The organism is Corynebacterium sp. Marseille-P4321 (assembly GCF_903645305.1).
GTDB lineage: Bacteria > Actinomycetota > Actinomycetes > Mycobacteriales > Mycobacteriaceae > Corynebacterium.
Genome location: NZ_CAHJXO010000003.1, coordinates 478,047 through 502,616, shown reverse-complemented (window position 1 = coordinate 502,616; position 24,570 = coordinate 478,047). Strand labels below are relative to the sequence as shown.

General features: G+C 65.2%; 20 protein-coding genes and 1 pseudogene. 15 read left to right on the top strand and 6 right to left on the bottom strand.

The features are described from left to right. Positions 1–85: 85 nt before the first annotated feature. From HWX32_RS10705 to HWX32_RS10675, 9 genes and pseudogenes are all read left to right on the top strand, one after another. The gene (locus HWX32_RS10705) at positions 86–1,402 is read left to right on the top strand and encodes an MFS transporter (protein WP_175935836.1); all 1,317 of its coding nucleotides are present in this window, start codon (positions 86–88) and stop codon (positions 1,400–1,402) included. Positions 1,403–1,404: 2 nt separating this feature from the next. Then, complete coding sequence (locus HWX32_RS10700) at positions 1,405–2,667, top strand: alpha-hydroxy acid oxidase (RefSeq protein ID WP_175935835.1); 1,263 nt, start codon at positions 1,405–1,407, stop codon at positions 2,665–2,667. Between the two features lie 426 nt (positions 2,668–3,093). Then, a complete protein-coding gene (locus HWX32_RS11325) occupies positions 3,094–3,222 on the top strand; it encodes a hypothetical protein (RefSeq protein ID WP_303049153.1) in 129 nt (42 codons plus the stop codon). A gap of 615 nt (positions 3,223–3,837) precedes the next feature. After that, entirely contained in the window at positions 3,838–5,295 is a 1,458-nt protein-coding gene (locus tag HWX32_RS10695) for an MFS transporter (protein WP_303049152.1), read from the top strand. A gap of 130 nt (positions 5,296–5,425) precedes the next feature. Next, on the top strand, positions 5,426–7,138 hold the full coding sequence (locus HWX32_RS10690; RefSeq protein ID WP_175935834.1) for an ATP-binding protein: 1,713 nt from the start codon (positions 5,426–5,428) through the stop codon (positions 7,136–7,138). A gap of 235 nt (positions 7,139–7,373) precedes the next feature. Next, positions 7,374–8,057 carry a helix-turn-helix domain-containing protein gene (locus HWX32_RS10685; RefSeq protein ID WP_175935833.1) on the top strand — a complete coding sequence of 228 codons (684 nt, stop codon included), beginning with the start codon at positions 7,374–7,376 and terminating at the stop codon, positions 8,055–8,057. A 31-nt stretch (positions 8,058–8,088) separates the two neighbouring features. After that, positions 8,089–9,327, top strand: a pseudogene (locus tag HWX32_RS10680) (glutaminase); the annotation flags it as partial. Positions 9,328–9,345: 18 nt separating this feature from the next. Beyond that, complete coding sequence (locus HWX32_RS11425; protein ID WP_368485910.1) at positions 9,346–9,750, top strand: SRPBCC domain-containing protein; 405 nt, start codon at positions 9,346–9,348, stop codon at positions 9,748–9,750. Next, the gene (locus tag HWX32_RS10675; protein WP_175935831.1) at positions 9,751–10,920 is read left to right on the top strand and encodes an alpha-amylase family protein; all 1,170 of its coding nucleotides are present in this window, start codon (positions 9,751–9,753) and stop codon (positions 10,918–10,920) included. On the opposite strand, the gene HWX32_RS10670 is transcribed toward HWX32_RS10675, so the two are convergent. After that, entirely contained in the window at positions 10,921–12,243 is a 1,323-nt protein-coding gene (locus tag HWX32_RS10670) for a M20/M25/M40 family metallo-hydrolase (RefSeq protein WP_175935830.1), read from the bottom strand. It abuts the gene before it with no gap. A gap of 73 nt (positions 12,244–12,316) precedes the next feature. On the opposite strand from HWX32_RS10670, the gene HWX32_RS10665 reads away from it, so the two are divergent. Together HWX32_RS10665 and amn are read left to right on the top strand one after the other, a co-directional pair. Beyond that, complete coding sequence (locus HWX32_RS10665; protein WP_075468461.1) at positions 12,317–12,913, top strand: TetR/AcrR family transcriptional regulator; 597 nt, start codon at positions 12,317–12,319, stop codon at positions 12,911–12,913. 120 nt (positions 12,914–13,033) lie between these two features. Continuing rightward, positions 13,034–14,395 (top strand): AMP nucleosidase, encoded by a 1,362-nt coding sequence (amn, locus tag HWX32_RS10660; protein WP_175935829.1) that lies wholly within the window; start codon positions 13,034–13,036, stop codon positions 14,393–14,395. Positions 14,396–14,549: 154 nt separating this feature from the next. On the opposite strand, the gene HWX32_RS10655 is transcribed toward amn, so the two are convergent. Next, complete coding sequence (locus HWX32_RS10655; RefSeq protein ID WP_175935828.1) at positions 14,550–15,428, bottom strand: hypothetical protein; 879 nt, start codon at positions 15,426–15,428, stop codon at positions 14,550–14,552. 22 nt (positions 15,429–15,450) lie between these two features. On the opposite strand from HWX32_RS10655, the gene HWX32_RS10650 reads away from it, so the two are divergent. Genes HWX32_RS10650 through HWX32_RS10640 form a run of 3 tightly spaced genes read left to right on the top strand, consistent with a single transcriptional unit; the run spans position 15,451 to position 18,363 of the window. Further along, entirely contained in the window at positions 15,451–16,392 is a 942-nt protein-coding gene (locus HWX32_RS10650; protein ID WP_175935827.1) for a Sir2 family NAD-dependent protein deacetylase, read from the top strand. Next, positions 16,389–17,528, top strand: a complete 1,140-nt coding sequence (locus HWX32_RS10645) for a glycosyltransferase 87 family protein (protein WP_175935826.1) — start codon at positions 16,389–16,391, stop codon at positions 17,526–17,528. Before HWX32_RS10650 ends, HWX32_RS10645 begins: the two co-directional genes overlap by 4 nt. Then, positions 17,452–18,363, top strand: a complete 912-nt coding sequence (locus HWX32_RS10640) for a hypothetical protein (RefSeq protein WP_175935825.1) — start codon at positions 17,452–17,454, stop codon at positions 18,361–18,363. Before HWX32_RS10645 ends, HWX32_RS10640 begins: the two co-directional genes overlap by 77 nt. Here HWX32_RS10640 and HWX32_RS10635 read toward each other — a convergent pair. Both HWX32_RS10635 and HWX32_RS10630 read right to left on the bottom strand, forming a co-directional pair. Beyond that, on the bottom strand, positions 18,360–19,139 hold the full coding sequence (locus HWX32_RS10635) for a hypothetical protein (protein WP_175935824.1): 780 nt from the start codon (positions 19,137–19,139) through the stop codon (positions 18,360–18,362). The two genes, HWX32_RS10640 and HWX32_RS10635, sit on opposite strands and share 4 nt — an antisense overlap. Beyond that, a complete protein-coding gene (locus tag HWX32_RS10630; protein ID WP_075468472.1) occupies positions 19,139–20,215 on the bottom strand; it encodes an ROK family transcriptional regulator in 1,077 nt (358 codons plus the stop codon). The genes HWX32_RS10635 and HWX32_RS10630 overlap by 1 nt, the downstream gene beginning before the upstream one ends. A gap of 67 nt (positions 20,216–20,282) precedes the next feature. Between HWX32_RS10630 and HWX32_RS10625 the strand changes: the two genes are divergently transcribed. Beyond that, on the top strand, positions 20,283–21,986 hold the full coding sequence (locus HWX32_RS10625) for a DUF885 domain-containing protein (RefSeq protein WP_254868406.1): 1,704 nt from the start codon (positions 20,283–20,285) through the stop codon (positions 21,984–21,986). Between the two features lie 6 nt (positions 21,987–21,992). Here HWX32_RS10625 and HWX32_RS10620 read toward each other — a convergent pair whose 3' ends face one another. Next, the gene (locus HWX32_RS10620; protein ID WP_175935823.1) at positions 21,993–23,009 is read right to left on the bottom strand and encodes an AbrB family transcriptional regulator; all 1,017 of its coding nucleotides are present in this window, start codon (positions 23,007–23,009) and stop codon (positions 21,993–21,995) included. A gap of 22 nt (positions 23,010–23,031) precedes the next feature. Next, on the bottom strand, positions 23,032–24,501 hold the full coding sequence (locus HWX32_RS10615; RefSeq protein ID WP_175935822.1) for an amino acid permease: 1,470 nt from the start codon (positions 24,499–24,501) through the stop codon (positions 23,032–23,034). Positions 24,502–24,570: the final 69 nt, after the last annotated feature.

Here is a 24,570-nt window from a genome sequence, read left to right as displayed (position 1 = left end):
AAGCATATATTTCCAGCAACGCTAGAGGTCAGGACACATAAATCGCTGATTCTAGACACACATTTTGTCGTTTAACCCTACTTGCATGGACACGCATAACGAGGCGCCCGTGCCTGCGCCGCCCGCCCGGCTCTCTCCGGGTTCGCGCAAGGCCCTGTTCGCCGCGGTGACCGGCACGGTCATTGAGTGGTACGACTACGCCCTCTACGGCGCCGCCGCCGGCCTTGTTATCGGACCACTGTTCTTCCAGGGCACCGGCGCCGGCGCGACCATTGCCGCTTTCGCCACCTTCGCCGTCGGCTTCATCGCTCGGCCCCTCGGCGGCCTGCTGGTGGGTTACTTGGGGGATAGGCACGGACGCCGCCCGGCCATGTTCGTCACGCTGGTGCTCATGGGGACCGCCACCGTCGGCATCGGCCTGTTGCCCACCGCGGAATCGGTCGGCGTGCTTGCCCCGATCCTGCTGGTGATGCTCCGACTGATGCAGGGCATGGGAGCCGGCGCGGAACTGGCCGGCGCGATGACAATCGTCGCCGAGTTCGCTCCACCGAATAAACGCGGCATCCTAACCTCCATCGTCATGTCCACCCCGCCGCTGGGCATCAGTTTGGCCACGCTCGCGTTCCTCGCAGTTTCCGCGCTTGGCGACGAAGCCTTGCTCGGCTGGGCCTGGCGCATCCCCTTCCTCCTCTCCGCAGTCCTGTTTGTGCTCGCCATCTGGATCCGCAGCAAGCTGGAGGAAACGCCGGAGTACCTGCAGGCCCAGCGGGAGGCCGAGGCGCGCGGGGAGACCAAGCGCGTGCCCATTGCCACGCTGATGAAGAACCACGGCTGGGCCGTGTTCACCGGCTTCCTCGTCATGACCGGCCACAGCGCAGTGAACTACTCGCTCGCCGTCTTCTCCATCCCGCTGATGTCTTCCGACACGGTCGGCCTGACCCGCACCGAGGCGCTCACCGCAGTCACTCTGGGCACCCTCGTGGCCGTAGTAACCACTCCGTTCGGCGGCTGGCTCTCCGACAAAATCGGCGGCGGGCGCACCATGGCGCTCGGCTGCGCGATCGGCATCATCACCATCTTCCCGATCTTGAACGCGATGACCTCGGGCAGCGCTCTTAAGGGTGGGCTCGCCGTCGCCGCTGGCTACGCCTTCATCATCACGTTTACCTCGGGTTCCCAGGGCGCGTTCTACGCCAGCCTGTTTCCGGCGAGCGAGCGCATGAGTGGCACCGCCATGGCCCGCGAACTCAACGGCGCGGTGGTCGCCGGCTTCACCCCGCTCATCATGACCTACCTGCAGGGTCTTGGCGGGGGCGCCATCACCTACCCGGCCCTGTTCATCATCGCGTGTTGCGCCGTGACCATCGTCGCCGTCGTAATTTCCCCGAAAGAAAGGTTCTAATAATGGCTCGTCTCAATCGCCGCCTGCCCGATGTCGCGGAGCTGCGGTCGCTGATGCATTTCCCGTTGCCGTCGGTGAATCGTCGTGAAGCAAGGCTCGCAAAAGCCGCCGATATCTGGGACTTGAGGGCAATTGCTAAACGACGCACACCCACCCCCGCATTCGACTACGTCGACGGCGCGGCGGGCGACGAGTCCACCGCGCGGCGCACCCGCGATGTGTTCAACCAGGTTGAACTGGTGCCGCGCGTGCTCAGCCCGAACCCGGAGGTGGACCTATCCGTAGAAATCGCCGGGCAGCGCTCCGCGCTACCGGTGGGCATCGCGCCGACCGGGTTCACCCGTTTCATGCACTCCGAGGGTGAGGACGGCGGCGCCGCGGCCGCGAAGAAAGCGGGCGTGCCGTTCGCGCTGTCCACGATGGGCACCCGCTCCGTCGAGGAGGTCGCCGCAACCGGTGCCCGACGCTGGTTCCAGCTGTACCTGTGGAAGGACCGCGACGCCTCCCTCGACCTGGTGCAGCGCGCCTGGGCGAGCGGCTACGACACGCTTTTGGTCACCGTGGACACCCCAATCGGCGGGCAGCGGCTTCGCGACGTTCGCAACGGCATGACCATCCCGCCGAAGCTGAGCCTGAAAACCGTGGTCGATGCGTCCTACCGGCCGGAATGGTGGTTCAACTTCCTCACCACCGACTCGCTGAAGTTCGCCTCGCTTTCGGATTCCGCCACCGACCTGCCCAGCCTTATCAACGGCATGTTCGACCCAAACCTATCGCTTGAGGACCTCGAGTGGATCCGCTCCATATGGCCCGGCAAGCTCTTCGTCAAAGGCGTGCTCACGCCTGACGACGCCTTGCGGATGCTCGACGCCGGCGCCGACGGCCTGGTGGTGTCCAACCACGGCGGCCGCCAGCTGGACAAGGCACCGACCTCGTTGCGAGCCCTGCCCGCGATTCGCTCGGCCGTTGGCGAGGATGTTGAGCTCATCTTGGATTCCGGCATCATGCACGGCTCCGACATCATCGCAGCGCTTGCGCTCGGCGCCGACTTCACCCTCATCGGCCGTGCCTACCTCTACGGCCTGATGGCCGGCGGTGAGGAGGGCGTTTCCCGTGTGCTCGAGCTCTTGGCTGCGGAGATGCGCGTGACCTTGCACCTCATGGGTATCGGCTCCATTGCGGAACTGAAGGCCTCCGGGCAGGTGCGCACGAAATGGGACGACTCGACTGGGTTGCAGCCCGAAGGTTCGTGGCCGCGGTCCTGATCCGCCCATTCCGCTCGGCCGAACTGTAACGCATTTCCATTACGCGTAACGGAAATGCAATGCAATTTCCGTTACGCGTAACGAACTTTCGGTTCAGGGGCCGATTTCCTGGCTTTTCACCACGGTGGCAGCATGCATCGGAGCTAGAGGTCGTCGTTACGCAAACCATGGCGATGGAGCGTAGCCGGTTTCTTGTAGATACGTTTCCATACGCGCGAGGCCGAGTGCCTCAATACGGTTCATGTCACGAGGGCTACCCCCGATTGCCTGCTCGCCCATGGTTAGTTATCGTACATACCGAGCGGGTAGCTTCCTCTTGGAACTGCCCCATCGCCGAGGCGCTGTCGCCGCGAATACCAATCCTCAGGATTGAAGCATCGCGCGGGAGCGCCTCAATTCATTCCGCGATCTACGCACAATCGGGGCATGCTTCTGGAATCGGAGGGCATCACCCTGTATCTCATGGGCATTGGCTCGATTGCGGAACTGAAGGCCTCCGGGCAGGTACGCACAAAATGGGACACGGAAGACGAGCGCAAGGCCGAGTGGTTATAACCTACCCCATACCAGTGTGACCGAGACCACGTTTTACGTGCCGGAAGGGGAACGGCGGGGTAGGACCACGCACAAGGGTCTTCCGCCCTGCCAACCCTCTCGTTTAGTGTGCGAACCAGCAGGTCACAAGGTTAGCCACCGGCACACACTAGCCAGGAGCAGACCAAAACTACCGACCGGCTATGTAAGGACACACCGAGAAGAAGGGAGCATGGATGACAGCAAGTGAAACTGCACATTCCTATCCCGTCTCGGGCGCGGCCGCACCGCGATAACGCGGCATAGCCAGAATCCGACTCCTCAACCGCCAAGTATGCGGGGAGCGGAGCGACGCGGCGCACACCCGCACCCGAGACGCCCCACCCACAACCGAAAGCACGCAACCCCCGCGCACTGATTGTTCTCCACAACACGCGGACGCGGGTACGGGTAAGCACGAACCCGGCCCGACGACACTTTCGCACACCGAACACGCCGGATGAGGTTGCTAAGGCCCAGGGAAGTGGGGGAGGGGACGGAGCACAGCATGACAGAAGCGCTCGCCTTTTCGGAGGCGGGCGCTTTCACGCCGGGAGGACGTCGATAAGCAATGTGCCCCCGATACAGTAGGCAGCCGTGACTGGTACGCAACGCTGGAGTTTCTTCGCGGTCGTGTCGCTGGGGCTGCTGATGATCAGCCTGGACAACTCGATCCTTTACACGGCTATGCCGGCGCTCAACGTCCAGCTGGGGGCAAGCCCGACGGAGTCGCTGTGGATCATCAATGCCTACCCGCTTGTGCTTTCCGGCCTGCTGCTGGGCACGGGCAGTTTGGGTGACAAGGTGGGCCACCGGCTGATGTTCGTCATCGGGCTTTGCATCTTTGGCCTGGCGTCGCTGGGCGCCGCGTATGCGCCGAGCGCTCCCGCCCTGATCGTTGCGCGTGCGTTTCTGGGCGTGGGCGCTGCGGTGATGATGCCTGCCACCCTCGCGCTGATTCGCGTGACGTTCACCAACGAGCGCGAACGCAACACAGCCATCGGCATCTGGGGCTCGGTGGCGATCATCGGTGCCGCTCTCGGGCCCGTGGTGGGCGGCGCGCTGCTTGAGGTGTTTTGGTGGGGGTCGGTGTTTTTGATCAACGTGCCCATCGTCGCCGTCGCGTTGGTGCTCACCGTGGTGTTGGCGCCGGAGAACATGCCGAATTCGCAGAAGCAGTGGGATGCCGTGTCTTCGCTGCACGCGCTGGTGGCGCTGACCGGGCTGACTCTCGCGATCAAGTCGGCGGCTGCTGGTGACACCGCGGTGCTCATCGCCGCCTGCGTGGCGTGTGTGCTTGGCGCGTGGCTGTTCGTGCGCCGACAATACCGCATCCCGGATCCGCTGCTCACCTTCGAAATTTTCCGCTCCCGCATGTTCACCGGCGGCGTCGTCGCCGCAGTGGGCAGCATGTTTCTCGCCGCCGGGGTGGAGTTGATGACAACGCAGAAGCTGCAGCTTGTCGACGATTTCACGCCCCTGCACGCCGGCGCCACCGTCATCGCGATGGCCGCCGCCGCGTTCCCCGTGTCCGCCCTGGGCGGGGCGTATCTGCACAAGGTGGGCTTCTTGCCTTTAGTGGCGGGCGGCTTCGCGGGTGCCGTGGTTGGGCTCGGTGTGCTGGCCGTCGGCGCCGCGGTGGGCAGTCTTCCCTTCGAGGTTCTTGGGCTGGCGCTTGTCGGCGTGTCGGGTGGGTCGGTGATGAGCGTGTCTTCCATCGCCATCCTCGGAGCCGCGCCCATGCACCGCTCCGGCATGGCCGCGGGTGTGGAGGAGGTCTCCTACGAGTTCGGCACGCTCATGGCAGTGGCGTTAACTGGGTCGCTGCTGCCGATGTGGATGGTGCGCAGCCTGCCGAAGGAACTGCAGTCCGTTGGCCTGGAGGCGATGTACGACCCGCAGTTGGCCCCGATCGCCGCGCCTGCGTACGTCGTGGGATACGACAATGTGCTCACGATGCTGGCGGCCATCGCCGCGGTGCTCGCCGCCGCCACTGCGTGGTGTTTCCGCGGCAACCCGAAGTCCGGCGACGCGCACGGCACGGTGGCAGCCTAAAACAACTCCAAACAACTCGAAACAACTATGGTGAGCTGGGGAAATGTATCGATTCTGCGGTCAATCCGCCCCGAGTTGTTCCCAAAGTTGTTTCAAACAACTCCCTGGGGCTTTGCTACGCTCTGATGGCATGAGTGAGCGGGAAATGGAGCTAATCTACGCCGCCCTTGCAGCAATACAGGCGGGTGCGACGGGCGACAGCCAAGAATCCGAAAGGCTCGAGTTCAAAGAAGATCCCGCAGTGCATCAGCGGAGTGGAAACCCGGATGCGCTTCTCACTGAAGTTCTGGCAAACGAGGCTGTGTGCTTGTCTAACGGTGAAGCTGGCGTTTCGTTCATTGTCGTCGGTGTGTCGGACAAGGTTGCAGGCCCCGGCGCGTTCAGTGGTACGGACCGCCAAGAAGAGTGGTTCGAGAAGAAGATCTTCGATAACACGCAACCGAATATCAATGTCGAGGCAACCGAACTGAGCTGGGAAGGGGCCCGCCTTGTCGTGCTGCGCGTGCCCCGGGGGCTGGCGCTTTATAGCCGGCCGAAAGGCCAGTCGAGTCGGCGGGAGGGGACCCGTTGCGTGCCCCTTACAGAAGAGCTGCGTCGTGATATCGCCTTTCGACGGGCGAACCCGGATTTCTCGGCGCACCCCTCCAGGCGGCCTATGTCGGATCTTGATCCGGTGGCGGTTGATCAGGCCCGTCAACTCCTAGCCAATCGGCGCGCGATATCGGGTAACACCGCACCAGTTCCGAACACCACCGAGGAGTTACTTACTGAGCTTGCCCTCCTGACTCCGGATGGGGCGCTCACATTCGCAGGTGAAGTGCTTTTCATGCCCCCACAGCAGGGCCGGGTGACGGTGCAGCATCAACTGCGTACGGTGCCGGGCGGAGAGCCAGAGATTACGCGAATCTCCGCGCCGCTGGTCACATCCTTCTTGCGGCTTACCCCTCTTATTCAGGGCAATGCCAGCAAGGAAGTTGCCAACATTCAACTACCCAGTGGGCAGGAGGTGGCCATTCCAGCTTTCCCAGATGGCGCGGTGGACGAGGTTGTCGCTAATGCGGCTGCTCACCGTGATTGGGATGCAGCAGCTTCGATCGTCGTAGATCAGTCTCCCACGGAGTTGAAGGTCTGGTCGCCTGGAGCCCTCCCGGTCGGAGTCACGGTTGATAATTTGCTCACTACACAGTCCATCCCGCGCAACCCTACTTTGATGGCGGCTTTACGCCTGTTGGGGTTGGCGGAGGAAGCATCGCGGGGGTTCGACCGCATGTGGGCATCGATGCTATCGACGGGGCGTACCCCGCCGAGTGTCACCGCTTCCCGAAACTTCGTGGAAGTGTCGCTCTCTTCCGGACGCGTGGATCGAGACTTCGTCGTAGCGCTTTCGCACCTCATCGACGTTTATGGCCGAGATCTCTTCGCTAGCGTGAACGGCCTGCTTATTGCGCGGCATCTGATGGATAACCCAATTTTGACCACGTCTACCGCAGCCCAACTGATGCAGGTTTCGTTCGATCAAGCGAGCGGCATCCTGGGTTTCTACGCAGACGCAGGGTTCTTGGAGCAGCTCAGAGACGCACCAGAGTGGATCCTGTCTCAAGCGGCACGGAAGACGATGCAACTCCCCGAAGACCGTGTGGTGGCTACCGTGACGGTCCAAGAATGGATTGAGACGCAGCTGCGGGAGGGGAAGTCGCTGTCTTCGCGCGAGGTTGCAGAGGAACTCGGTGTGGAGCGCACCGACGTCACGCGCATTCTCACGCACCTTCGGGATGTCGGCCGCGCGCGGATCGATCCGAAGGGCAAGACACGCGGCCCCGGTGTGCGTTGGATCGGCCTATAAAACAACTCCAAACAACTCGAAACAACTATGGTGAGCTGGGGAAATGTATCGATTCTGCGGTCAATCCGCCCCGAGTTGTTCCCAAAGTTGTTTCAAACAACTCCCGCTCAAGCCGAGATCACACCCGCTAACCTGTCTGCATTATTGAAAATCTGCCGGCGGGCGGTTTAGAATTGCGCGGAGCTTTACCTTGTCCCCGTCCGATTTTCCCTTTTCACGCTGGAAAGGCAGGAGCATGAAGCGCGTGAACGCCCCGCGCCCCACAGCCGAGTTGGTCACTGAGGCCGCCCGGCTGAGCGCGAAGCAGCGTGAGGTGTTCCGCGAGCTGCAGGCCAGGCCGGAGGGGATGCAGGTTTCGGAGCTGTCGGAGCTGCTGGGGATGCACGTGAATACGGTGCGTGGGCACTTAGACGAGCTCATGGGGCTGGGCGTGGTGGCGCGTCACGTGGCGGCTTCGCCGGGTAGGGGGCGCCCGTCGCACGTGTACACGGCTCGTGCCCCGCGCCCGGATCGCGCCGCCACCGCGCTCATCGCTTTGGTGGAGGTGCTCACCAGCACGCTCACGGACGACGACACGGATAAGGCGCGTGAGCTGGGTTCGCAGTGGGCCGAGCGGGCGGAATCGCTATTCGAGCTCCCGGAGGGCGATGACTTGCCCGCCGTGACCCGGGAGGCCATCGAAATGCTGGTGGATTTGGGCTTCGATCCCTGGCTGCGCAGAGAGTCCTCGGGCCCGCGGGTCTCGGAGATTGCGCTGCAAGCCTGCCCCTTCATCACCCAGGAGGGAAAGCGGCCGTCTGCGGTGGTGTGTGCGCTGCATGAAGGGTTGGTCTCCGGCGGCCTCGTGGGACACGAGGTGCAGGTGTTGCCGTTTCACCGCCAGGGCGAGTGTTCCGTACTGATCAGCAAGCGCCGGTAGTCGCGTCGGCGCGGCCGCTACACTTGCGGCCATGCTCTCGCCCGTGACTGAATACCTGCAGACGATCCTCGACACTGTCCGCGACAAGGACGGCGGTGAGGTGGCCGATTACATCGACGTGCTGAAAAACGCGGACCCCGACAAGCTGGGGTTGGCGTTGTGCACCGCCGATGGGCACATGTACTCGGTGGGCGACGACGAGTATGAGTTTTCCATCCAGTCCATCTCCAAACCGTTCGTCTACGCCCTCGCGCTGGACGTGTACGGGCCGGAGAAGGTGCACCAGCACGTCGGGGTGGAGCCCTCGGGCGAGGCGTTCAACGCGCTGTCCCTCGACGAGCGCGGCCGCCCCGCGAACCCGCTGATCAACGCCGGCGCGATCACGGTGAGTCAACTTATCGGCGGGCCCGATTTGCCGCCGAAGCAGCGCGCGGAGGAGATCCGTAAGTATCTGTCCCGCTTGGCGGGGCGCGAGTTGTCGTTCGACGATGAGGTGTACGGCTCCGAGATTGAGACCGGCGACCGCAATCAGGCCTTTGCGCACATGCTCCGCGAGGTGGGAACGGTGACCGACGGGGCACACGATGCGGTTGAGGCCTACACCGCCCAGTGCGCGGTGAAGGTGACGGTGAAGGACCTCGCGCAGATGGCGGCCACGCTGGCGAATGCGGGCGTGCAGCCGGTGACGGGGGAGAAGGTGGTCTCTCCCATGGCTGCGCGTGTTGCGCAGGCGGTGATGGTGTCCGCGGGCATGTACGATGCCTCCGGCCGCTGGATGGTGGAGGTGGGCATCCCCGCCAAGTCCGGCGTGGCCGGCGGTTTGATCGGTACGCTGCCAGGCCAGCTGGGGATTGCGTCGCTCAGCCCGCGCCTGGATAAGCAGGGCAACTCGGTGCGCGGCGTGAAGATCTTTGAGGAGTTGTCCAGCGGCCTCGGTTTGAACCTGATGTCCTCGAACTTCTACGTCGCGCCGGGTGTGAAGAGCATCGAGCGCAAGGAAGACGCCGACATCGTCGAGTTGCAGGGCATGATCAACTTCACGGCCGCGGAGAAGATCCTGCGCGAGCTGCAGCAGCGTCGCGTCGATGGCCCCAACCTCATCCTGGATGTCTCGGGCGTGACCGCGTTCAACAAGCCAGGCCGCGACCTGATCAAGGAAGGCCTGATGAACTACCGGGACGAGGGGGTGAACGTGTCCATCTACGACCCGGAGCACGCGCTGAGCGACTGGGTGTTCTCCGACGGCACGACCGCGCAGGCGATCCGCGACTTCACTGCGTCGTTTTCCGTGGACGCCACGCGCGAGGAGGTCTTCGAGGCGATCACGCGGCCGGATTCCTGGCTCGGCGACGCGGTGGAGGGCGAGGCCCGCGAACAGGGCGGCGAGTTCCACTACGAGACGGACGACCAGTACGTGGAGCTCAGCGTCGAAGAGTCCGACGACGGCAAGCGCGTGGTGTGGCACGTCGAGCCCGGCGACAAGGACAAGCGCCTGAAGGAGGACCCGGAGTGGGAGGACACCTCGCTCATCTTCGACATTGAGGAAGGTGAGGAAGGCGAAACGCAGGTCAGTTTCACCCACCGCGGTATGCGCCCGCACGATAGGGGCTACAACGAGACGGCGAAGAACTGGCGCGAGCGACTCGCGGAGGACTTGCAACCGCTTATCCGCCGCGGAAAGGAGAATAAGTAGATGTTGGATCAGACCATCTGGTGGCACGTCTACCCGCTCGCGGCGACGGGCGCCCCGATCCGCGAGCGTGGTGGCGACGATTCGGACCACCGCCTGCGCGCGCTTGAACCTTGGCTCGACTACCTGGTGGAACTCGGCTGCAACGGGCTTTTGCTCGGCCCCATCTTCGAGTCGGTGACGCATGGGTACGACACGCTGGATCACTTTAGCGTCGATAAGCGCTTGGGCGATGGGGAAGATTTCGCTTGGCTTATCGACGAATGCTCCGCCCGAGGCATCCGCGTCATGCTAGACGGCGTGTTTAACCACGTGGCGCGCACGCACCCGTGGGTGGAAGGCGGGCTCGCCGGTGACACGGATTGGGAGGGCCACGGCGAGCTGGCCACGCTGCATCACGCGGACGAGCGAGTCGTGGACGCCGTAGTGGACATCATGTGCCACTGGCTGCGCAAAGGCATCGCGGGCTGGCGCCTCGATGTGGCGTACGCGGTGCCGCCGGAGTTCTGGCGAAAGGTGCTCGCCCGGGTGCGCGAGGAGTTCCCCAACGCGATGTTTTTGGGTGAGGTGATCCACGGCGACTATGCGGAGATCGCCACCGCGGGCAACCTTGACGCCGTGACACAGTACGAACTGTGGAAGGCCACCTGGTCGTCGCTGGTAGACGTGAATTTCTGGGAGCTGGACCACGCGCTCGGGCGCCACCGCGAGATCGCGGCGCAGGTGCTGCCAAACACATTCATTGGCAACCACGACGTGGACCGCATCGCCTCCAAGGTGGGGCCGGAGAAGCTGGTGCTCGCGCTCGCCGTGCTCATGACGGTGCCCGGCATGCCTTCGATCTACTACGGCGACGAGCAGGGCTTTACCGGCGTGCGCTCCGAGGGTTGGTCCGCCGACGACGCGGTGCGCCCCGCCCTGCCCGCCTCACCCGAGGAGCTGTCCGACCTGGGGCGCTGGGTGTTCACCGAGCACCAGAAACTGATCGGTGTGCGCCGCCGCAACGCGTGGCTCACCCGCGCCGATGTCGAGGTGCTGGACAAGACGAACGAGACCATCTCGTTCCGCGCCTTCGCTGGCGACGAGCAGCTGCAGACGGACCTCTGGCTCACGCCCGCGCCGGGGGTGCGTGTGCACTCCGGCGGCGAGACGCTCTACGAGTGGGGCGGGTAGCTACGCCCCCACGAAGCGGCGGATGAGCGAGCGGTACGCCTTGGTGGTCAGCTCCACGTCCTCGATCTCCACGCACTCGTCGTGGGAGTGCAGCTCCGCGAGCACGCTGCCGAGCGTCTGGCCGTGGCGGTGCAGTGCGAAGCCGTAACCGACGCCGCCGAGGCGGCGGCCGAAGCGCAGGTCAGACCCGCCTGCAGCGATAGTGGGCACGACCGGCACGCCGGGGAAGAACTCCTCGAAGGTGTCCACGATGGCCTCGTACAGTGGGCCGGAGGTGGGGGAGACGGAGCCCGGCTCCGTGATGAGGTGCTCGATCTCAACCTCGCCCGCCAAGTCGCCGAGGCCGTCGCGCAAAACGTCGTCGATCTCTTCCTGCGTCTGGCCGGGCAGGGGGCGGATGTCGCACTCCAGCCACGCCTTCGACGGCAGCACGTTGATCGCCCCGCCGGCGCGCAGCACCGTGGGGGAGATGGTGAGGTGGCTCATGGCGTGCGAGTGCTGCTCGAGCGCACCGAAGTTTTCGTAGCCGGTGCCGGCAAGCAACGCGGCTTCCGTCTCGGAATCAAACTTCCAGGCGCGCACGTAGCCTTCCCAAATGTCGTCGGAGCGCACCGGTGTCTCAATTGCGGCGATGCGTCGCGCCACCTCCGCGATCTTGGCCACCGCGAAGTCGCGCCCGAAGGGTGCGGAGCCGTGGCCCGCGTCCCCGCGCACGGTTAAACGCCTCTGGCCTGCGCCTTTCTCTCCCACGACGACAATCAACGCGTCCGAGCCGTCGGCGGCGGGGATGTGGGAGCCGCCCTGCTCGGACAGGCAGTTGCGCCAGGGGAAGGCGTCCGGCTCATGCTCGGCGAGCCAGCCTGCGCCCAGGCCGCCGCGGGCCTCCTCGTCAGCAACCCCGACGAAGGTGAGGGTGCCGCGGGGGCGCTCCCTGGATTCGGCCACGTCGCGCAGGCACGCCGCCATCGCCGCGGTGACGTAGAGCATGTCGGTGGCGCCGCGGCCGTAGATCTTGCCGTCGCGCTCCTCGGCGCCGAAGGGGTCGACGCTCCACTGCTCCTCGTCCACCGGGACCACGTCGGTGTGGCCGAGCAGGGTGAGCGGCTCGGCGTCGGGGTCGGTGCCTTCGATGGTGAACGCGATGGAGACTCGCCCCGGGTGCGGCTCGAAGCGGCGCACCTGCACCCCGTCTACCCCCGCGAAGAATTGCTCGAGGGTGTCCGCGTTGCGCACTTCCGCGCCGGAGTCGGCGGTGAGGTCATTGACGCAGGCGTTCCTGATCAGGTCTTTCAGTAGCTGGACAGAATTTTCAGTTAGGCTCATACGCGAAGATCATAGACACAGTTAGCGACGCAAACAGCCCGTCGCAAAAGGGATGAACTGGAGACAGGGAACGATGACCCGGCCGGATGAAAGACTCGCACTCCGCTCTGAGAGCCAAGATCCGCGGGCGGTGCGCACGCGCACGCTGTTGGTGGAGGCGGCGAAAGATCATCTGCGTCAGGCTCCGGCGGCCGAGATGAGCGTCTCATCCATCGTGAAGGCGGCTGGCGTGAGCCGCCAGGTGTTTTACCAACACTTCGCAGACCTAGATGCGCTGGTGTACACCACCGGCCAGCAGGTGCTTGGTGGCGCGTACGAGAAATTCGCGGCGCGCTTCGACACGGCGGAGGATTTCGGCGAGGCGGTGAGCGTGCTCGCGCAGAACCTCAGCGGGCAGTACGAAATCCTGATCCACCTCATCGATTCGCCGGTGCACGCCCAACTCGACGCGTACGTCTACGAGATCATGACGCCCACGCTGCGCGACGCGCTCAAGGGCTTCATTGAGCAGCGCGGGCAGGAGCACTCGGAAGAAACAATCGAGCTGCTCGCCCACTTCTTTATCGCCGGCGCTCAGGAGCTGCTGGAAGATGGCGTGCGCAAAGGGTTGAAGGAAGAAGAACTCGCCGCCCGCGTGCAGAAAGTCGCGGAAATTTTGTCCATTCAGTAAGCAGCCAATAACCATTCAACTAGCTGGAGCCATGCACCATGACACAGCCAGAAGATAAGCTCGCCCACCGTGCGGATCGTGTGCACCACGCGCTTGGGCTGATTCCGGAGGTGGGCTGAGGTGGAGAGGGTTGATGGGGTCCGGCAGGCCGTCGATAAGCTGCAATTGCTTTACGACGCTTCGTGCGAACGCGCCCACGACCTCGAACACTACCGCGATGTGCTCTACCCGAAGCTGACCGTGAAGGTGACGGATTGGCACCCGATCGACCGCTCCGAGCCATTCGGCTACGTGGACGAGGCGGGCACGTACTCCGCCACGCTTTCGCGCCCCGACCTCATGGCGCCGTATCTGACCAACCAGCTCGAGGCGCTGTGCACGAATTACCCGTGCGAGCTTTACGTCGGGTACTCGGACGTTGAGATTCCGCCGCAGTACATCCGCGGCATCGGCCCTGTGGAGCAGACCCGCGACCTGCCGCGCCCCACGCTCGACGACGTGCACGACGCGATTGTCGACGGGCACTGGGACGCCTTCCACGGCGAGGAAAAGCCCCTGTTCCACTTCGGGCCGCAGCGTTTCGACCTGGCGCTGGCCCGCCTGGAGCACTACACGGGCATCGAGGTGGATTCGCTGCAGCGCTACATCCTGTTCACCAACTACGCGATGCACGTCACCGAGTTCGTGCGCTTTGGTTTGCGCCAGCTTGCCGACGAGGGCTCCCGCTACACCCGCCTGGTGCTGCCCAGCGGCGAGACCATCTCGGACACGGTGGCGCTGGAAGACCTGGAGCTGGGCTCGAAGTTCCAGATGCCGCGCTACGACCTGGTCACTGAAAACGGCGACGGCATCACCATGATCAACATCGGCGTGGGGCCCTCGAACGCGAAGACCATCACGGATTCGCTGGCGGTGCTGCGCCCGGAGGCGTGGATCATGATCGGGCACTGCGCCGGCCTGGACGCCCGCATGCGCATCGGCGACCTCATCCTGGGTAACGCGTACGAGCGCGACGACCACATCATGGACCCGTACCTGCGCCGCGACACCCCCATCCCGGCGGTGCCGGAGATCCAGCGCACCCTGGAGAAGGCGGTGACCAAGGTCTACGGCTCCGACGCCTCGCTCATGCGCACCGGTACTGTCCTTTCCACTGGCGACCGTAACTGGGAGTGGAAGACGCCGAAGGATCTGTGGGAGTGGCTGCGCGGCTCGACTGCTGCGGCGGTGGACATGGAGTCGTGCACCATCGCCGCGAACGGTTACCGCTATCGCGTGCCCTACGGCACGCTGCTCGCGGTTTCCGACCTGCCGCTGCACGCGGTGCCGAAGCTGCCGGCTGGTGCGCAGGCGTTTTACTCCAACTCGAAGGAGGCGCACGTGATGTGTGCGGTGCGCGCGATGGAGAAGCTGGCGAAGCACCCGGAGCGACTGCGCACCCGCAAGTTGCGCCGCGCGATTGGTGAGGTGCCGTTCAGGTAGGTCCGCGCGCCCCGTGGAAATCGTCGATGTCGATACCTCGATGGGCATACCGCCAGGTCACGACGTTTCAGGACGGGTGTCGCCGAAATTTCCTAAACCGCTCTGACCTGCGACTATCGACATTGAGATATCGACATCGAGGTTTACGGCCCCACTACCACCCCCGCTCGTGCCGCGCCCGCACCTGCGCGATGAACTTCTCCGGCTGGCGCTCCAGGAAGCTCGGCGGGAACCGGAGGATGGGGTAGCCGGCGTTGTTGAGGCGGTCGGCGCGGCGTTTCTCGGCGAGGAGCGCTTTGTCGGCGGGGCCGTAGGTGGTGCCGTCGTATTTGACGAGGCCGTCGATTTCGATGATGAGCCAGCCGTCGATGAGCAGGTCCACCCGGTAGCCGAGGCCGGGGATCTGCACGTTCGCTTCGACGCGGGTGAATCCGGCGGCGATGAGGAGGCCGCGGGCGAAGGATTCGGGGGCGGAGTCGGTTTCGCGGAGGGCGTGGCGGGCGGCTTCCCGGGCGACGGGTTTACCGGGTACGCGGGGGAGCCCTTCGACGGCGCTGCGGAGTGCGGCGGGTGTGTAGCCGCCGTATTTGACTAGCCAGTCGGCGGCGACGAGTGCGTGGGCGAGGCCGTCAAAGCGGGCGATGTCGGTGAAGGTGCGGAATGCGGTTGTAGTGGACATGGCGGCGCCACGGGTGATGGCGGATTCGTCGAGGGTGGCGCGGACGTAGGTGATGCCTGCGGGCCATTGCCGGCGGGGCGGGACGCTGGGGAGTATGAGGTGGGTGGTGTGTAGCGGGGTGTTGGCGGTCCACATGCCGTTGAGGTACGCGGATGCCCGGCCGGTGATTACGGCTGCGCGCACGGAGAGGCCGGCGCAGTAGGCCTGGGCCCAGTGTTGTTGGTGGGTGCGCAGTGCGTGGAAGCTGCGGGCGTCGATGGCGTGGGATGTGGAGAGGCGGTGGAGGTTTGGGCGGGTGGGTTGCCCGCGAACGTCGATGAGCTGCGCGCGAATGTCGTCTTTCCAATCCCCCATAACCGGCTACTGTAGTCAAGCGATGGACCGCACGAGCTTCGAAGACCCCGCGATCGCGATGGCGCACAAAAGCGCCGTCCGCTCGATCGAGCGGGTGGTTCGCGAAACCGCGGCGCCCACCAACCCCGAGGAGGCGAAGGCCCGCATCCTCGAGCAACTGCGCAACCCGAAAACCCTGGTAATCACGGGTGCCGGCGTGTCCACGGATTCGGGCATCCCGGATTACCGCAGCAAGAACGGGCGCCTGACCAAGGGCCGCCCGATGACGTTCCAGGAGTTCGCGCACGCCCCCGAGCAGGTGCGGCGGTATTGGGCGCGCGCGTTTGTGGGCATGCGGTTTATGCGCGCGGCGGCGCCGAACCGGACGCATTTTGCGCTGGTTGAACTCGAGCGGGCCGGGCTGTTGCGCGGCATCGTCACCCAAAACGTCGACGGCCTGCACACGGAGGCCGGCAACGCGAACCTCATCGCGTTGCACGGGGACATGGAGCACGTGGTGTGCCTCGATTGCGGCGCGATGCATGAGCGCATGCTTATCGACGAGCTCTTGGACGCCGCCAACCCCACCTACTTCTCCTCCGTGGAGGTGACGGGCTCCATGATGAACCCTGACGGCGACGTGGAGCTGCGCGATGAAGACGTGGAGCGCTTCCACATGATTTCCTGCCCGGCGTGTGGCGGGCAGCGCCTCAAGCCGAACGTGGTGTACTTCGGGGAGAACGTGCCGCGGGCACGGCGTGAGGAGGCGGACAGGTGGCTGGCGGAATCTTCGGGCGTGCTGGCGATCGGCACCTCGCTCGCGGTGATGAGCGGCTACAAGTTCGCCCTCGACGCGTTGAGGCAGGGCAAGCCGGTCAGCGTGATCAACGGCGGGCCGGGGCGCGCGGACGCGAAGGCGACCACGGTGTGGCGCACACGCGTGGGCGGGGCGATGGACGAGATCCTCGACGGGCTGGGCTTGTGAACCCGCTGATTCTTGCGGTGGTAATCGCGTTTGCGATATGGCGGTATTTCGAAAGCCCGCTCAATCACGCGTTCACCCCCGACATCCCCTCGGATCTGCAGGTGTACTTGCTGGGCGGCCAGCGGGTGGCCAACGACTTGCCGCTCTACGACGGTGACCTGCTTCCCGGCCTGCCCTTTACCTATCCGCCGTTCGCGGGCGTGGTGTTTTCTTGGTTCGGCGAGCCGACGCAGGCGTTGGGTATCGCGTGGACTGTGTTGTCGGTTGCGGTGTTGGGGTGGGTTGTGTGGGCGTCGTCGACAAGCATGCGTGCCCACTTCCTCCTGCTCACCGCCTTCTTTGTGCTGTGCACGGAGCCGGTGCACGCGACGCTGTACTTCGGGCAGGTGAACCTCTTCCTCATGGCGCTGGTGTGCCTGGATTTCCTGCCGAAGCACCGGCTGCCCGGCATCGGCATCGGCCTGGCGGCGGGGTTGAAGCTCACGCCTGCGTATTTCGTGCTGCTGCTGGTGGTGCAGCGCCGCTTCGGCTCGGTGTTCCTCGCGGGTTTTACGTTTCTGTGCACGGTGGCCACGGGGTTCGCGGAGGTGCCGGACGCGCGCCGCTTCTGGACGGAGTCCATGTTCGATTCCTCCCGCGTGGGCCTCGCCGACAACCCCGGCGCGCAGGCGATCCGGCAGGTGTTGCACCGCCTGGGCACCGATTCGACCGCGCTGTGGCTCGCGCTCGCGGTAGCCGTTACGGTGCTTGCGGCGTATGCGGGGCACATTGCTTGTCGACGAAGCCACGTCCCCCTCGCCGTCTCCTTCATCGGCTTGGCCGCGTGTTTGGTCAGCCCGTTTTCGTGGCACCACCACTGGGTGTGGATCGTCCCGTTCGGGGTGGCGGTCTATGAGGCTTTCGGGGCGCTCGCGCTCATTGCCGCGATGGCGCCCTACGCGGCGGTGAACGTGGTGGGGGTGGTGTCCGGCCCTGTGCACGACCTGCTCTTCCTCGGCGTCCCCGTCGTTTCTATGCTTGTGTATGCATTTGTGCTGCCTGAGAGTAGGATCAACGGCTATGAAGCGCACCCGAACCCTCGCCGCCACGCTGGCGGCAACGACAGCACTCGTCCTCGCACCGGCCGCCTCCGCTGATCGGGCCCCTGGAACCGGCGTCGAGCTGAACCAGCCCGCCGACCAGGTAGTCGCAGTGGAAGCGAAGTTCGATTGGGGCAAAGACCAAAGGGAAGGCATGGAGGCGCTGCGCGAACTACGCGGCCGGGTCTGGGACCAGAACGTGCCGTTCCGCCATGAGCGCTACCCGGGTGTGACCACCATCCGTGATGCCGCTGCCGCCGAGGGTTTCCACTCCCGCGAGGCGTACGTCAACGGGGTGGAGAACGACTACGGCTATTCCATGGTCGCGCTGCAGCGCTCGATTGAGGAGCAGCACTTCTACGGCATCGGCATGGACCACACCCGCCCGTACAACTCCACCTGCTACGGAAACTGCGGCGATGCGTTCACTGCGACCATCAATGGGCGCTCCCCGTCGGCGGAGAACATTCACTCGGTAGCTGATATCTCGGTGGCGATGCGCGGCTGGGGTGTGAAGGAACTGCCAGCGCTGCAGCTCGCCCGCGGTGGGTGGAACACCTCGAACGGGCACGTGCACAGCCTGATCAACCCGGCGAACCGCTACGTCGGATTCGCCGCTGCGTTCACCCGCACCGGCGAGTCTTCCGTGGCCATCCTGGGTACCGAATTCTCCGGTGGAGCGGGTAACAAGCTGGACCGTCCCCAGGTTGAAGTGCTCTACCGCCCCGCTGACGGCCGCGAGACCCCGAGTATGGACCCGCAGACACTCGGTGCGATCGGCTCCAGCGACGTCTCCCCGCAGTACGTGCTGAAGATTGTCACCACGATTCTGTCGGTGATCTCGGCGCTCGGCTTCGTGTACAACAACGTCAAGCCGTACCTGCCGTTCTAACCCGTCTTCGTTAGGGCCTCGGCCACGGCGTCGAGGGCGTCCATGGTGTCGTCGTAGCTGCCTGCCTCCGAGCGGGCGCCGACGGCCACCCCGTAGCGCACCCCGCCAATCTCCAGCCAGCCGAATTGGCGGGTGTGCCAGGACCCGTCCGGCTCGAAGTCTGACCAGCCGCCCTTGAACGGCACGCCCTTGATGCGGCCGAGCCCGTAGGACTGGTCTTCGGCGATGTGGTGCATGGCGGCCACTACCGCGTTGTCCTCGTCAACCTGGCTCAGGTAGTGCGCGTAGCGCGCCTGCCCCGCGAACGACCAGCGCGTGGTGCCAAAGGCCCCGCGCACCGCCACCCTCGTTCCGGCCTTGGCCACCTCGGCGGCCACGAGGGCGGAGGCTTCGTCGTCGGTGCCCATGCAGTCCCACAGGGCGCGCGCGGCGTCGTTGTCGCTCCACTCGATCGCGGCTGTCGTGAGCTGCTCGATGGTGTCATCGTCGTACGCCTCGCAGTGTTCAGCGGCGGCCATCGCGATGGGCACCTTCATCGTGGACCAGGCGGGTAGCCATGAAAGGGAGCCGGCTTGGGTGACCGTGAGGCCGTCGTAAAGCGCGATGCCCACCTCGGTATCGGAATCCTGCTCGATTTCGCCCACCGCCGCGTCGAGGCCGTGGAGCGGGCTCACGTCGCGCACCGTGGTCAACTCGGTGACGGTCACGGTGTCGCTTTCGCCGGGCGCGCAGCCGGCCAGCAGCGCCGCCAGCGCGATCGGCCACGCCCGGCGCATCACCGTCCCGCTACCGCCAGGGGTTCGCGCAGCACCTCGTCGAGCGCCACCGCGCGCGCGATGTCGCGCACCACCTCGCGGTGGGTGGGGATCATGCGCAGCTGCGGGGCGTTCTCGGTCTGTCCGCGCACGGTGCGGGCGAAGGGGGCGGGGGCCAAGGGATCGTCGATAAACGCGCTGCCTGCCACCACCACCGTGCTGGGGCTGTGGTCGGCGCACAAGTCCGCCACGAGCGAACCCAACCCGCGCGCGCGGCCGTCCAACGCTGCGCGGGTGCGCTCGCGGAACTGCGTGTCGGTCACCGCGTCGCGCAAGGTGCGGATGCCGGGCTCGCCGATCTGGTCCAGCAGCCCCTGGGTGGTCAGCTCGCCCTGCTCCACCTCGATCGGCTCCACGCCGTCGGGGCCGGAGATGGCGCACGCAATCGAGTCGTCGGCGAACAGCGCCATCACGCTGGGGGTGTCCAGCTCGGCGGTGGACTGCATCTCGGAGCCCACGATCGCGCTGCTAATCGACGTCACCTCCACCGGCACCGCGAACTGCTCGCGCAGCTGCTGGCCCAGGTTTACCTTGTCCCACCCCAGGTTGGGGGCGTAGACATCCCCGGTCTCCGTCACCGTGCCGGAGGTGGTCACGCCCACGGTGCACAGCGGGCGGTTCAACCCCGCGGACAGGCGGTTCAGGCCCGCCATGAGGTGCTGGATGAAATCGTCCTCGCTCACCCGCGCCACCGGAATATCCAAATCCACGCTGCGCAGGCAGCGACCCTTCAGGTCGAACAGGGCGATATAGGTGGACTCGGTACCCACCGACACCCCGGCGTGCAGCCCCTTCGTTTCCGCCAGCTCAAGGGGGATGGTGGGGCGGCCGCGGCCGCTGGATTGCGTGAGGTCGTTGCGCTCGCACACATATCCCGCATCCACGAGCGCGGAGATGGCGCGGGTGACGGTGGGTTGGGACAACCCGGTGGCTTGCACCAGCTCGCTTCGCGACGTCAGCTCCTGCAGGCGGATCAGGTGGAGGCACTTCGCCGCCGGGGTGCGGGGGCGCGAAAACGCCGACCAGGTTGAACTCATGATGAATATATTTACTCCGAGCGCGAACGAATTGTCCATTTGGGCAGCTCGGATAGAATCGCTGCCCATGACAACTGTTCCTGTGAACGATCCTTCCGAAAACCTCGTGCTCGGAGGGATGGGGGGCCGCGTGCCTTCGCTCCTCGACGCGACCTGCGAGGACTTCGTCTACGACATGGCTGCCATCTCGCCGACGCTGGCCACCCAGATTGGCATCGACGGCTACGACGGCGAGCTGCAGGACTTTTCCCCCGAGTACTGGGATGCGCTGGCAGACCGCATGCGCGACCTGGTGGCGGACGTGGACGCGCTGAACGATTCGACCGACCAGTCGGACGACGAGGACGACTTCGACGAGGTGGACCACTTGACCGCCGCGATTCTGCGCGACCGGATGAGCACCCAGCTGGAGTTCCACCACCGCGGCGAGCAGCTGCGCAGCCTGAACAACATCGATTCGCCGATTCAGACCATCCGGGATTCCTTCGCGCTCATGCCGAAGGTGACGGAGGAGGACTTCGACCACATCGCGTCGCGCATGTCGAAGATCCCGGCGGCGCTGGAGGGCTACCGCGAATCCCTCGCTGAGGCCGCCAGCACGGGCGACATCGCGTCCCACCGCCAGATCGATGCGGTGATTAGCCAGTGCGAGATGCTTGGCGACGATAACTCGCAGCTGGACACCCTCGGCCTTTCCCCCGACTCCGAGGTGGTGGCAGAGGCGAAGACCGCGTTTTTGCGCATGGCGGATTGGCTATCGACGGAGCTTTCGCCGAAGGCCTCCCACGAAGACGGGGTGGGCCGGGACCGCTACGAGATGTTCGCGGAGTTTTTCCTCGGCCGCGAAGTGGATTTCGACGCCGGCTACGCCTGGGCGCAGGAGGAGCTGCGGAAAACCGTCGAAGAGCAGCAGAAGGTGGCCGAGGAGCTCTACGGCTCGGACATCGACGTCACCTCCGCGTACCGCCGCCTGAACCAGGACGAGCGCTACATGGTGCACGGCACCGACGCGCTTTTGGAGTGGATGGGCGGCGTCAACGAGCAAGTGATGCGGGAACTGGGCGCCAGCGAGATCCACATCCCGGAGGAGCTGCACGTGCCGGAGTGCGGCATCGACCGCGCGGGCTCCGGCGGCATCTTCTACACCCCGCCCACCGACGACATGATCCGCCCGGGCACCATGTGGTGGTCCGTGCCGGAGGGCCAGGAGACCTTCCACACCTGGCAGGAGCTGGCCACCGTGTTCCACGAGGGCGTGCCGGGCCACCACCTGCAGATGGGCTACGCCATGCTCAACCGCAGCGAGCTGAACATGTGGCGTCGCTCCGTGTGCTGGAACGCCGCGCACGGGGAGGGTTGGGCGCTCTACGCCGAGCACCTCATGGATTCCTGCGGATACTTCGACGACCCGGGGTATCGCATGGGCCTGCTGGATTCCAAGCGCCTGCGCCTCGCGCGCGTGATGGTGGACATCGGCGTGCACCTGCGCAAAACCACCCCGGAGGGCTCAGGCACCTGGGACGCGCAGTACGCGAAGGCCTTCCTGCGCGACAACACCGCGATGCCGGAGGCGAACCTCACCTTCGAGCTGGACCGCTACATGGGATGGCCGGGCCAGGCGCCGTCGTACGCGCTGGGCTACCGTGACTGGGTGCACCTGCGCGAGCAGGCGCTTGCCCAGGGCATGACGCCGGTTCAGTTCCACACGAAGGCGCTGAAGTTGGGATCCATGCCGATGGACATGCTCACCCACGAGGTGCTCAACCACTAGAGCCCACTAGCGTTTGAGCAGCCGCGGCAGGTAGGCGGCGAACAGCAACACACAAATGAGGCGGATGAGCTGCAGCGCAACCACAGCCGGGCCTGCGCCGCCTTCCGCCGACAGCGCCAGCACGGTTTCCAGCGCGCCGGGGCTGGTGGCCAGGTAGCCCTCGTAGTAGGTCACCCCGAGCCACTTCGTAACGACCCAGCCCATCGCGGCGCAGGCGGCCATGAGCCCCGCAATGTAGGTCAGGGTGGCTGGCAGCAACCTCGAGAACTGCTTCAGCGCAGGCACGGACAGGCCGCCGCCGCACATGAAGCCGAGTGCCAGGAACGCTGCGACGGTGAGTGGTGCCGGCGGCACGATGGTGAAGTCCACGAGGCTGCCCACCACCGCGGTGGCGATCATGGGCCCGAACACGCTCGGGTTCGGCAGGTGCAGTAAGCGCCCGGCCGGGATGCCAACACAGATCAGGGCTGGAACGAGCAGCCACATCCACCAGTACGGTTCCAAATGTTGGACTTCGGAAGCAGCCTTTGGCGCGTCGAGAAGCGATGCGACAAGCGGTAACGTGACGGAAACCGCAAGCAGGCGCAGGTACTGCGAAAGCGCGACGTAGCGCATGTCCGCGCCCAAATCCTTCGCGATGGCGGGCATGAGCGACGCCCCGCCCGGCAGCAGCGACAAGATGCCCGTTTCCCGTGAAACACTCGAGCCGCTGTGCCGCGCCAGCCACGTGCCACCGCTGAACGCGAGCGCCAGCACCGCCGCCGCGACGATCAGCCCCGGCACGAGGAACGGCAGCAGCTCGCGCGGCGGGATGCCCACCAGCGGCAGCGCCGCGATCACCCCGATGGTGCCGCGTGCGAAAGTGAAAACGTGCTCGTTGATCGGCAGGTCGCGCCCGGAGATCAGCGCCACGGCCCCGGAGCCGAAGATGCCGGCGAGGATCCACGCGGCCGGCACGTGCGCCCACGCGAACAGGAAGCCGAGCGCCACCGACAGGGGCAGTGCGATCAGCCAACGGTTCATGGGCGGAAAACTTTCTGTCGACTTACTCCAGCACCAGTGATCCGTTGACCAGGCCAACGAGTGCCGCCACGGCGCCGAGGCACACAATCGCCACCACGACCCACTCGAAGGTGTTGAAGAGTTTCTCGTTGTTGCGCTTGCGCGTCCAGATGTACGGGACGAGGCCCGGCACGACCGCGAGCGCGCCGAAGAGCACGTACACCGGGTCGGCGGCGTAGATGAGCCACAGCGAGTACACCGACGCCACCAGCCCCACCACGAGGTGGCGCTGGTTCTCGGCGCGGGGCACGGCGGGCCCGGAGTCGTCGAAACGCGTGCCTGCGTGCGGGTGGGTGAGCCCCTTGCCGCGCACCGCCAACAGCACGAGGTACAGCGAGGAGAAGATGTACGGCAGCAGGTACATGATGGTGGCCAGCTGCACCATGGCGTTGTAGGACGTCTCGTTGAAGAAGAACACCACCACGAAGAACTGGATCACCAGCGTGGACAGCAGCTGTGCGCGTACCGGGGCGCCGTTCGCGTTCGTCTTGCCCATCGCGTGCGGCAGGAGGCCGTCCTGGCTCATCAGCACGATCGGCTCGGCGCACAGCATCTGCCAGGACACGTACGCGCCCAGCACGCTCAGGCACAGCCCGATCGAGATGAGCACGCCGCCCCACGGGCCCACCACGGCCTCGAGCACCGCGCCCATGGAGTTCTCCGGCAGTGCCGCGAGCTCTTCTTGGCCCATCACGCCGTAGGAAAGCGTCGACACCGCGACCAGCAGGAGCAGCACGCTCAAGAACCCGATGATGGTGGCTTTGCCCACGTCGCTACGCGTGCGCGCCTGCTTCGAATACACCGACGCGCCTTCGATGCCGATGAACACCCACACCGTGTACAGCATGATGCCCTTCAGCTGCTCGCCGAACGGGATGCCGGGGTGCACCGCCCCGGTGAAGTCCATGGTGAAGCGGTCCCAGGAGAAGCCCAGGAACGCGACCAGCACTATGAAGCACAAGATGGGCACAAGCTTTGCGACGGTGGTGATCACGTTCATCACCGCCGCCTGCCGCACACCACGGGTGAGCGCATAGAAGATCAGCCAGCTCAGCGCCGACACGCTCAGCGCCAGCACCCAGGGGTTGGAAAACAACGGCACGTAGTAGCCGATGGTGCTGAAGAACAGCGTGGCGTAGCCCACCTGCGCCATCACGGAGCCGAGCCAGTAGCCCAAGCCGCTGGTGAATCCGATGAAGTCGCCCAGGCCCGCGCGCACGTAGGAGTACACTCCGGAATCCAAATTGGGTTTGCGGCGCGCAAGGATCTGGAACACGAACGCGATGGAGAGCATGCCCACGCCCGCAATCGCCCAGCCGACGAGCATCGCGCCGGGGCTGGCCACTGAGCCGATGTTTTGGGGGAGCGCGAAGATGCCGGACCCGATGGTGGAGCCGATGATGAGCGAAACCAGTGTCCACATGGACACGGTGCGTGCGGTAGAGCTCGACATGGCGAGTAACACTACAGCAGGGGTTGTGCACTACAATCATCAATCGAAACAAACAAGCATAGTTCTCAA